This is a genomic window from Streptomyces sp. NPDC048415 (assembly GCF_040651675.1).
Lineage (GTDB): Bacteria > Actinomycetota > Actinomycetes > Streptomycetales > Streptomycetaceae > Streptomyces.
Map to the genome: position 1 here is coordinate 1 of NZ_JBEZKJ010000164.1, position 9792 is coordinate 9792.

The following is a 9792-nucleotide window of genomic DNA, read 5'->3' on the forward strand; positions in this document are numbered from 1 at the left end:
TTGACCGGCTTGATGTGGCCGTAGAGCTTGTCCTTGGCCAGGTCCAGGGCGGCGAACAGGTGCCGCACTCCGCCGTAGCGGTTGTAGGTGGCCCGCCGCCGTCGGCGCGGTCCGCGGTCGGGGTTCTTGTGCTTGCCTCCGCGTTCGGCCCACTGCCGGCCTGGGTGGGGCATCAGGTTGAGCGGGCCGAACTCGTCCATGCAGAAGACGACTTCGGGCTCGTCCGCCTCGGGTATGACCTCGCTGTCGGCGATCGCGTAGAGGTGTTCGACGCGGGCCTTCTTGGCCGCGTAGTCGGGGTCGCGGGAGGTCTTCCAGGTCTTCAGGCGTTGAAAGGTGACGCCTTCCTCGCGGAGCAGGATGCGCAGGCCCTCGTGGCTGATGTCGTCGACCACCCCCTCGGCGACCAGGAAGTCCGCCAGCTTGGTCAGACTCCAGGTGGAGAACGGCAGGTCGTGCTCGGCCGGCTTGGACTTCGCGATCTTCTTGATCTCGCGCCGCTCAGGCAGGGAGAAGGTCTTCGGCCGACCACCCTTGTACTTCGGATACAGGGAGTCGAAACCGTCGGTGTTGAAGTTGTGGATCACATCGCGGACCCGGTCATCACTGGTGAACGTCACTTCGGCGATCTTCGCCACCGGCATGCCCTGCGCGGACAGCAGGATCATCTGGGCACGCCGCCAGGTCACCACCGACCCGGTGCCCCGGCGGATGATCCGCAGCAGCCGTCTGCCCTCGTCATCGTCGATCTCGCGTACACGTACTCGTTCCGCCACCGGGACAGCGTGACGGACACGCGCCGCCCGGCACAGTACCGAGGCGGCGCGTCACATCACAACAGGGCAAACGTTGCCTGATGCGGCACCAGCTCCCATCATCAGGCCCCTTGGAATCGATCATCTAGGCTGGCGCGGTGACTGATGAGCAGGAGCGGGTGCAGCCGTCGGGAGTGTGGGCCACGGCGGTGGGAGTGGCCAGGGTGCGGGCGCTGGAGACCGAGCGGGAGAACGCGCTGTTCCGTGACCCACTGGCACAGGCCTTCGCCACCGCCGGCGGCCTGTGGCCCTCCTCGCCGCCGCTGCCCGATGACGAGGCCGCGCGACGCCGCCGCCTGGCCGTGTCGTTCTCCATCGTCATCAGGACGAAGTTCCTCGACGACCTATTGCAGCAGGCCTCCGCGTCCGGGGTCCGGCAGGTCGTGCTGCTCGGCGCCGGCATGGACAGCCGGGCCTTCCGGATGGACTGGCCCGAGGGCACCCGGCTGTTCGAGGTCGACACCGCCGCGCCACTGGACTTCAAGGCTTCGGTGCTGCGCCAGGAGCGGGCCGTCGCAGGCTGCGAGCGGATCACCGTCGCGGTGGATCTGCGTGAGGACTGGCCAGGCGCGCTGGCCGCCGCAGGGCACGACCCGGCCATGCCGACCGTGTGGATCGCCGAAGGACTACTGATCTATCTGCCCGAGGACGCGGTGGAGCTACTGCTGGCCCGGATCAGCACGCAGTCGGCGGCAGGCAGTCGGATAGGGCTGACATTGGGCTCGCGCGGCGTGATCGAGCGCTTCGGCGCGGATGCCGCGCAGGGATCGGCGGCATCCATGTGGATCTCCGAGATGCCCGACGACCCGGTGGGCTGGCTGGCCGGGCACGGCTGGGAGGCCGACAGCCACACCCTGCGCGAGCGCGCTGCCGCCTACGGCCGTCCGATCAGCACCCCGCCGCAGCGCGAGGAGCGGCCCGGCGGACTGATCTCGGCGGTCCGCCGGTAGAGCGCCTCCCGGTTCCCTTGATGATCGATTCCAAAAGGGCCTGATGAGTGGAGCTAGGTTCATGCGCGGCCAGCCAGTGCGCGCACTGACCGCCTACTACCACTAAAGTCAGCCGGAAATTGCCTGGCTGGACGGTGGTGTGGTCGACAGTCCTTCGCCGTGAACGAAGTGCTGCCACAGTTGAACGAGCTGCTGTTCTCCTCGGTCGAGGGCGTGTTGGCGGGATCGGTCGAGGTGATCGACACGGTCGTCCGGGTCGAGGCCCGTACGACCCCAGTGCGGGCGGCCCGTCCGGGGTGCGGGTGCTGGTCGGGGCGAATACACGGCTCCTACCTGCGATTTCCTCATGATCTGACGACGGCGGGCAAGTTCGTCGTGGTGTCGTTGCGGGTGCGGAGGTTCGTCTGCGAGGAGAAATCCTGCGAGCGCATGACCTTCGCCGAGCAAGTACCCGGTCTCACCCGCAGGTTCGGGCGACGGACCGGAACGCGGCGAGGGTGTGAAGGCTCGGCAGGTCGTCCTGCCGGACGGCGTCGACCCAGTCTGGCAGGCGCTCGCCCTGGCGCTCGATGAGTATCGCCCCGAAGGAACGGACGTGCCTGGTGAGGGCATCGAGTTCGGGGCAGTGCGCCCGCCCGCTCCTCCTCGCCGCCGACCTGCCGGCCCCTTCCGCCCTTGGCGCGACCACCTCACCCACCCCCGCGGCCATGTCCAACTCCGCCTGGGCTGGGACGGGTTGTGGTACGCGTACGAGTCGGAACCGGGCCACGACGACTGGTGGCCCCGCGGCACCCCCGACCTCGATCTGGTCGGCGCCCTGGCCGGCCTCGGCGCTTCGCCGGAGCGCTGACGGGTATGCACCTATGTGGCGCGACGGGCAAGGCGGCGCGACCGGCAACGAGCGCGGCCTCTGTCACCCGATGTGCCACTACACTGCGCCGTGGCACCACAGGACACACACAGCAACTGGCCGAAAGCGAACGGGGAGCGGCATGGCTACGGGGGGATGGGGGCCAGGAAACGGCCCGGGTCAGCCTGGCGGCAACGGACCGGGAGGCCAGGGCGGCTGGGGCGCTCCCTACGGACCACCGCAGGGCGGCCCGTACGGACCGCCACCACCGAATCCGGGCCGGTACCCGAACCCGAACCAGCCTCCGTACCCCTACGGCCCCCAGCGCACGAGGCCCGCCGTCCGGCGTTCCCGCGGCTGCCTGTCGTACGTCTCACCCTTCGGGCTCGTCTCCGCGATCCTGCGCTCCGCGCATCGCGTCGCCACCAGGCTCTTCGCGCAGGAGGGTGAAGGCCGGATCGTGGACCGCGCCGTGGACCGCGTCCAGCTGGCCCGCACGGTGCTCGGTGCCGCCGCCACCATCGCCCTGATCCTCGCCTACAACGTGGACCGGAACCGCTGGGAGGACGCGGCGTGGAGCGGCGTCGCCAACCTCATCGTCGCTCCGTTCGTGCTGATCATCGCCGCGCCCCTGGTCATCCTCGGATTCATCTACTACGCGCCCCCGCACCTGCGACCGCATCTGCGCTCCCGGCTGAGCGCTCCGCTCAAGGCGGTCGGCTGGTACGTGCTGACGTTGGTCGTCATCGGCGGAATCCTCGCCCTTACGGCCCTGACCGTCGACGACCGCGACGGGAAGAGCTGGTGGGAATACGTACTGGCCGTCGCCGCGCTCGTCGTGATCGTGTGGGGTTTTCCCTTCTTCTTCATGGCGTCGCTGTACTCGGCCCGCAGTGCCTTCAACAGCGCCCAGGTCCACCCGCTGCTGCCGCCCGTCCTCACCCTGGCGCTGGTGTGGGTGTTCGCGGTCTTCAACCTGATCGGCGACGGCATGCCGGGGGGCCCGCCCGTCGTCCAGTTCTGCTCCACGCTGGGCGGGCCGCTGTCGGTGACCGCCGTCTCGCTGTGGGAACTGCGGCGGATGAGGACCCGTTTCGGCGTCACCCTGCGCGCCTGATCCGGCTTCGGCGGGCCCCGCCCCAGGTGACGCGCCGACCTTCGGTGAAGGGAGTGTGAGGGTCGCCGATGATCCGCGGGAGTCAGGTGTAAGGACGTGGGGCCCGCATCGGGAAGGGCCGGAATGGGCGGTTAGCGTGGAGCGGTGAACGAGACGAAGACTCCTGCCCTCCAGTACCGCTTCGACGGCCCGGAAGACGCCCCGGTCCTCATCCTCGGTCCCTCGCTCGGCACGACCTGGCACATGTCGTAGAAACCGTCTGCGGGCATCCAGCGCGTGCCCGGTCCAGGGCGAGCACGTAGGTCCAGGTCAGAGCCCTGTGAGGTGAGGGTGTCCCTGAGGTTCGTGATAGGGACGTGACAGGAATGGCGCTGCGGAACCCCCGCTGGCTCGCCTCCATCTGGCGGCGCTCCGTGATGTGAGGGGGCATGGTCCGTTAGCTGACTGGAAGGAAACGGCTGACCCCGGGCGCTCGCCGAAGATCCGGCCGACGCCGGGACGGCGAAAAACTTGGTGTGCGGGGCCGACGGAACCGGGTAACGTCTTGGTCATGTTCTTCCAGACGCCGATTTACGAGTGAGAGCGTGATGGGCCCCTGCTGACGTCCTTCGACGTTGCCGCGCCCGTCCCCCACCGATGAATCCGTAGATCACTTCACATCATTCCGGGAGAACCCGTGAGCAAGAACATCAACAACCCCGTGGGCATGGGCGGCGGCCAGCGCAAGAAGCTGTCCCGCGCCGAACGGCAGAACAACGGTCCGCACCGCAACCTCGACCGCCAGGGTGCCGCCGACCAGAAGGCGGAGCTGGTGCGCAAGATGCGCGAGAAGGTAGGCGCAGCCGAGGGCGCCGGGCAGACGGGCGACGACATCGCACAGAGCTGACGCACCGCCGCCGCAGGGCGGCACCGCATGGGGCAGGGCCCGGACCGCGACGCGCGTTCCGGGCCCTGCTGCCGTACCGGGCGCGGCCGATCCCGCTCAGCTCTCGGCCGAGCACCCGCGCCTCAGCCGACCACCAGGGGCAGCCGCAGATTCAGCAGCCCCGTCACCGCCACCACCCGAGCTGCACCATCAGCATCACCCGAGCCGCCTGACGTCGGTGAGGTGGACCTCGCGGACTTCCTGTGCGTCCGTGGGCAAGCTGGAAGCCGTGCTCTCCGACCGGTCCTCCGTACGCTCCGGCAGTGCGCGCCTCGTCCCGCTCCTGGCTTGTGTGGATGCCGCGCACGCCGAAGAACTCCAGCACCGGCAGGAGACATTCCACGATCGCGCGCAGCTCACCCGCCCGCTGATGCGCCTTATGGATGACGACGGCTGGCAGCGCAGGCTCACCACGCTCGGAGTCGAACTGGCCGAGGCAAACCGCGCGTGGCGGAGCATCGGCTTGGCGCCCGTGCACAACGGAGCAGCTCACGCCCGCCAGTTCGCGCATTGGCTGCAGCTGAATCGGGCCCGTCTCGTCGATCACGTACGCGATGCCTTCATCTCCGCGTATCGAGCTGGGTCGGTGCTTGAGGCATACGTCAGGCTGCGGGAGCTGCCCGAGCTTGAGAATGCACCGGAGTGGCTCGACATCTAATGGGAGGTGCCGACCGATGTCCTCTCCGCGCACGAGGAAGAGTGGGCCCGCTCTCACCTGCCGACCTCGTCCCCTGCGCAGAGCAAGAAGCCGGGGAATGGCGGCGCCCCGACGCGGCCTGTCTCTGAGCTCCGCCGACGCGTCCATGGGAGTCCTGCACGAGCAGCATCCGCGGCTGCGCGCTCTCATGGACACATGGGTGCACCTCTATGGCGCGGCGCATAGTCACGGGCTCCCCTCTATTGCCGAGGTCACGCGGGCCATGGACGCGGTGGGGCTCCTTGACTTCGAGCGGCTGAGCAAGCGGCCGCGCTGGCTGAGCGAGCGCGGCTACTGGCCCGACGGCAGGCCCTCACGCACCGCGCCGCCGACCTGGGCCGCCGGACAAGGCGAGCCGCAAGCCGTCGTCGAGGGAGCGCGGCCAATGTGGACGCTCGTCTGGCCCGACTCGTGGAATGCCATGCCCCGCAGCTGCTTGAAGTGGCGGGGATCGGTCCGGACACGGCCGTCGCTTTGCTGATCACGGCGGGGGACAACCGCAACGGCTGGACAGCGAGGCGTCCTTCGGCGCTTTGTGCGGGGCCAGCCCTGTCGAGCGTTCGTCGGGACGAGGGCAGTTCCGTCGTCTCAACCGTGGTGGTGACCGTGAGGCCAACGCCGCGCGGCATCGCATCGTGTTCACCCGCCTGCGGGTCGACCCGCGCACCCAGGACTACTACGAGGGCCGTATCAAGGAGGGCAAGACCCGACGCGAAATCGCCCGTTGCCTCACGGACGAGACCACACCCACCTGGCGAGGAACGTACTAGTAGATAAAGGGCGATCCACCTACATCAAACGCCCACTAAGTGGGTGTTTTTGCGCGCGCAAGGTCTGAGCTTCAAGCGTAATGATCTTGAAGGATTAGGGCAGGGGTGCCGGTCTGCTGCGAAGCCAGTGAGCGCCAGCGCATGTGACAGGCTCGCCCAGTGGGAGGCCGAGGCCGCATCGTGATCCGGGCGATATCTCGCCGGGCTGGTACCACGGACCCGCCGGTGTGACGGTTGCTGGCACTCTCTACCGATTTTGAGGTCTGTCATGTGCGGTCTGGCCTTTGTCGCCCCCTTGGTGGTGCTGTCTTCCATGCTCTGGGCGATGCTGCCGTTCCTTTGTCCCCGGCGGCGGCGGGCGGGCATCATCATCGCCGTCTCGCATCTCATCGTGACGCTGGCGATCATGCGACCCTGGGCCGAGGACTGGTACTGGCGCGACGGGGCATGGCTGATTCTTGTCTTCGGGCAGGGCACTCTCATTGCGCTGGGACGGCTGGCCTTCGAACTCAGCCCGCTCGGCGCCCGTCACCGTCGCGCGACGCCCCGGTCCCTGGGCAGCGACGACGCCGCGTTCTTGGGGGCGATGGAGCAGCGATCAACGCGCTGATCGCGAGTCGGCCCGTGCTCCCGCCCGGCATCGGCGCGTACCTGGACCCGACCGGCTCAGGGCGGTCGGCGAGTTCGCCGACCGGGCCACTGTGACCGGGGTGGTGTCAGACCATGGTGTGGCGGCTCCGCCACGCTGGGCGCGCTGGCGGGCGGCGCGGACGTCGGCGCGGGCCTTGTCGCTGAGCGGCACGGTGGGCTCGTCGTACAGACTGGCTGGCGAAGACCCTGGGTTCGTCCCTGGAGCCCTGAAAGAGTGTTTTGTCCTGGCGATGGTGTTTGGTTCGGAGTCAGGTGTCGCGCCAGTTCGGGGTGCATTCGCGGGTCAGTCGTCTGTTTATGAGGTTGATCATCGCGAGGCGGATTATGGCTTCGGAGCGGTGCGGGTGGGTCTCGTAGTCGCGGGCGAGGCAGCGGTGGTGCATGGGCCAGTCGAAGGTTCGCTCGGCGACCCGGCGTCGCGGGATCACCTTGAATCCCTTTGCGGCGGGATCCCGGTGGACGGCTTCGACGTCGATGACTTTGGTGCGGTAGCCGGTGTCGGTCCAGGCTTTGGTGATACGGGGGTTCGCGGTGGCGGGAGAGCAGCTGGATGCCGCCGACGTTGTCGGAGACGCTGGCAGCGGTGACCCAGACCGCCAGCAGCAGGCCGAGACTGTCGACGCCGAGGTGACGCTTGCGGCCTGCGATCTTCTTGCCTGCGTCGATGCCCTGGCCTGCGGCCGGCATGTTTGCGGAGGTCTTGATGCTCTGGGCGTCGAGCACACAGGCACTCGGCTCGGCGTCCCGGCCTTCGGCCTGGCGAACCAACTGACGCAGCACGCCGTTGAGTTAGTCGAAGCTGCCATCCTTCTGCCACGCGGCAAAGTAGCCGTAGACGGTCTGCCACGGCGCGAAGTCGTGCGGCAGGTAGCGCCACGGGATCCCAGTCCGGTCGACATACAGGATGGCGTCCATGATCCGGCGCAGGTCATGCTGGGGCGGGCACCCCACCATCGGACAGATCGCTGGGATACGGGCGATGACGCGTCATGTTCCGTTAGCGCCGTCGGACACAGCCTGTCCACAGGGCGCAAACGTCGTCAGACGGGGACGCCTCGGGATCAGACAGGAGCGAACTACCCAAACCAGCCTGCCGCACGACGCCTCCCGCCACAATCACCGCATCGCACACCTGGGCCCCAGCAGCCCCAGAGCGGCGGGCATCCGAAGCGCCACCAAACACCCCTGCCGGAGCAAAACGCTCTTTCAAGGCCTTGTGTGGGCCACGGTAGCAACGGTGAGGGCGGCTGCCGCTGTCATGGTGGCCACGGAGGTGACAAACCAGGCCACGCACCGCATCCGTAGCTGGCGATAGCGTTTCTCGTACTCGCCGCGGATGCCTCGGGTGCGCTGGGCGATGCGGTGCAGGTCGACTCGTGCACGCGTCAGGCAGTCGCGGATGTAGTGCCGTTCGATCTCCTCCCGCTGCGCGGTAGTCAACCACTGCAACGGCTCGGTGAAGACTCGAGCCCGCTGCTCTGCTTCCGCAACGCGGGCCTGCCACAGTAGGTAACCCTCCACCTGGTTGAGCACGTCGGCGGACAGCGTCGGCTCCGGGCCGGTGCGGCCTGCTGCGTCCGTCATGCGGGCAGCCCCAGGTTTTCCTCTCTGTCCAGCGCCGTGATGTCCGGATGGTGCAGGTCGAACGCGGGGGATTCGCTGCGGATCCGCGGCAGGGTGAGGAAGTTGTGCCGCGGCGGCGGGCAGGAGGTCGCCCACTCCAGCGAACGGCCGTAGCCCCACGGGTCCTCGACGCCGACCGGCTTGCCGTACCTCGCCGTCTTCCACACGTTGTAGAGGAACGGCAGGATCGACATGCCGAGCAGGAACGAGCTGATCGTCGAGATGGTGTTCAGCGCGGTGAAGCCGTCGGCCGCGAGGTAGTCCGCGTAACGACGCGGCATGCCCTCGGCACCCAGCCAGTGCTGCACCAGGAACGTGCCGTGGAAGCCCACGAACAGCGTCCAGAAGGTGATCTTGCCGAGCCGCTCGTCGAGCATCTTGCCGGTCATCTTCGGCCACCAGAAGTGGAAGCCGGAGAACATCGCGAACACCACGGTGCCGAACACCACGTAGTGGAAGTGCGCCACCACGAAGTACGAGTCCGAGACGTGGAAGTCCATCGGCGGCGAGGCCAGGATGACGCCGGAGAGGCCACCGAAGAGAAACGTGACCAGGAAGCCGGTGGCCCAGAGCATCGGCGTCTCGAAGGACAGGGAGCCCTTCCACATCGTTCCGATCCAGTTGAAGAACTTCACGCCCGTCGGGACCGCGATCAGGAACGACATGAAGGAGAAGAACGGCAGGAGTACACCACCGGTGACGAACATGTGGTGCGCCCACACCGTGACCGACAAGCCCGCGATCGCCATCGTCGCGCCGACCAGGCCCATGTAGCCGAAGATCGGCTTGCGGGAGAAGACCGGGATGACCTCGGTGACGATGCCGAAGAACGGCAGCGCGATGATGTACACCTCTGGATGGCCGAAGAACCAGAACAGGTGCTGCCACAGCAAGGCTCCGCCATTTGCCGCGTCGAAGACATGCGCACCGAATTTTCGGTCCGCCTCCAACGCGAGCAGCGCCGCCGCGAGCACGGGGAAGGCAAACAGCACCAGGACACTGGTCAGCAGCACGTTCCAGGTGAAGATTGGCAAGCGGAACATGGTCATGCCCGGCGCGCGCATGCAGACGATGGTGGTGATGAAGTTGACCGCACCGAGGATGGTGCCGAAGCCGGAGAAGGCCAGACCCATGATCCACATGTCGGCGCCGATGAGGGGCGTGTGATGCGCGTCGTTGAGCGGGGAGTAGGCGAACCAGCCGAAGTCGGCCGCGCCGTCCGGGGTGAGGAAGCCGCCCACCGCGATGGTCGAGCCGAAGAGGTAGAGCCAGTAGGCCAGGATGTTCAGCCGGGGGAAGGCCACGTCGGGCGCGCCGATCTGCAGCGGCATGATCCAGTTCGTGAAGCCGGCGAACAGCGGCGTCGCGAACATCAGCAGCATGATCGTGCCGTG

General features: G+C 67.7%; 11 protein-coding genes and 3 pseudogenes. 10 read left to right on the plus strand and 4 right to left on the minus strand.

Annotated features, from left to right (window positions below):
* On the minus strand, positions 1–776 hold a 776-nt coding region (locus AB0D27_RS43870; protein WP_362520862.1), incomplete at its 3' end, for a helix-turn-helix domain-containing protein.
* Between the two features lie 137 nt (positions 777–913).
* Between AB0D27_RS43870 and AB0D27_RS43875 the strand changes: the two genes are divergently transcribed.
* From AB0D27_RS43875 to AB0D27_RS43920, 10 genes and pseudogenes are all read left to right on the plus strand, one after another.
* Positions 914–1765, plus strand: coding sequence for a class I SAM-dependent methyltransferase (locus AB0D27_RS43875; RefSeq protein WP_362520864.1), 852 nt, complete (start codon positions 914–916; stop codon positions 1763–1765).
* A 276-nt stretch (positions 1766–2041) separates the two neighbouring features.
* On the plus strand, positions 2042–2338 hold the full coding sequence (locus AB0D27_RS43880; protein ID WP_362520885.1) for a transposase family protein: 297 nt from the start codon (positions 2042–2044) through the stop codon (positions 2336–2338).
* Between the two features lie 56 nt (positions 2339–2394).
* Positions 2395–2615: pseudogene (locus AB0D27_RS43885) on the plus strand (hypothetical protein); the annotation flags it as partial.
* Positions 2616–2757: 142 nt separating this feature from the next.
* On the plus strand, positions 2758–3732 hold the full coding sequence (locus tag AB0D27_RS43890; RefSeq protein ID WP_362520866.1) for a hypothetical protein: 975 nt from the start codon (positions 2758–2760) through the stop codon (positions 3730–3732).
* Between the two features lie 676 nt (positions 3733–4408).
* Positions 4409–4618, plus strand: a complete 210-nt coding sequence (locus tag AB0D27_RS43895) for a DUF6243 family protein (protein WP_362520868.1) — start codon at positions 4409–4411, stop codon at positions 4616–4618.
* A 250-nt stretch (positions 4619–4868) separates the two neighbouring features.
* Positions 4869–5315, plus strand: a complete 447-nt coding sequence (locus AB0D27_RS43900; RefSeq protein WP_362520871.1) for a hypothetical protein — start codon at positions 4869–4871, stop codon at positions 5313–5315.
* A 97-nt stretch (positions 5316–5412) separates the two neighbouring features.
* Positions 5413–5835, plus strand: a complete 423-nt coding sequence (locus AB0D27_RS43905) for a hypothetical protein (RefSeq protein ID WP_362520874.1) — start codon at positions 5413–5415, stop codon at positions 5833–5835.
* Between the two features lie 52 nt (positions 5836–5887).
* Positions 5888–5977, plus strand: a pseudogene (locus AB0D27_RS43910) (hypothetical protein); the annotation flags it as partial.
* 12 nt (positions 5978–5989) lie between these two features.
* Positions 5990–6124, plus strand: a complete 135-nt coding sequence (locus AB0D27_RS43915) for a hypothetical protein (protein ID WP_362520888.1) — start codon at positions 5990–5992, stop codon at positions 6122–6124.
* A gap of 268 nt (positions 6125–6392) precedes the next feature.
* Positions 6393–6734, plus strand: a complete 342-nt coding sequence (locus AB0D27_RS43920) for a hypothetical protein (protein ID WP_362520876.1) — start codon at positions 6393–6395, stop codon at positions 6732–6734.
* A gap of 289 nt (positions 6735–7023) precedes the next feature.
* Here the strand turns inward: AB0D27_RS43920 and AB0D27_RS43925 are convergent.
* From AB0D27_RS43925 to AB0D27_RS43935, 3 genes and pseudogenes are all read right to left on the minus strand, one after another.
* Positions 7024–7766, minus strand: a pseudogene (locus AB0D27_RS43925) (IS5 family transposase).
* A 215-nt stretch (positions 7767–7981) separates the two neighbouring features.
* Entirely contained in the window at positions 7982–8359 is a 378-nt protein-coding gene (locus tag AB0D27_RS43930; RefSeq protein ID WP_362520879.1) for a cytochrome C oxidase subunit I, read from the minus strand.
* Positions 8356–9792 (minus strand): cbb3-type cytochrome c oxidase subunit I (locus AB0D27_RS43935; RefSeq protein WP_362520882.1); only part of this gene is annotated, 1437 nt, incomplete at its 5' end. The genes AB0D27_RS43930 and AB0D27_RS43935, both read right to left, overlap by 4 nt.

Bases quoted from the DNA above. Each gene is read 5' to 3' on its own strand.
- AB0D27_RS43890 (WP_362520866.1), top strand. From the start codon at position 2,758: ATGGCTACGGGGGGATGGGGGCCAGGAAACGGCCCGGGTCAGCCTGGC.
- AB0D27_RS43905 (WP_362520874.1), top strand. From the start codon at position 5,413: ATGGCGGCGCCCCGACGCGGCCTGTCTCTGAGCTCCGCCGACGCGTCC.
- AB0D27_RS43930 (WP_362520879.1), bottom strand. From the start codon at position 8,359: ATGACGGACGCAGCAGGCCGCACCGGCCCGGAGCCGACGCTGTCCGCC.
- AB0D27_RS43920 (WP_362520876.1), top strand. From the start codon at position 6,393: ATGTGCGGTCTGGCCTTTGTCGCCCCCTTGGTGGTGCTGTCTTCCATG.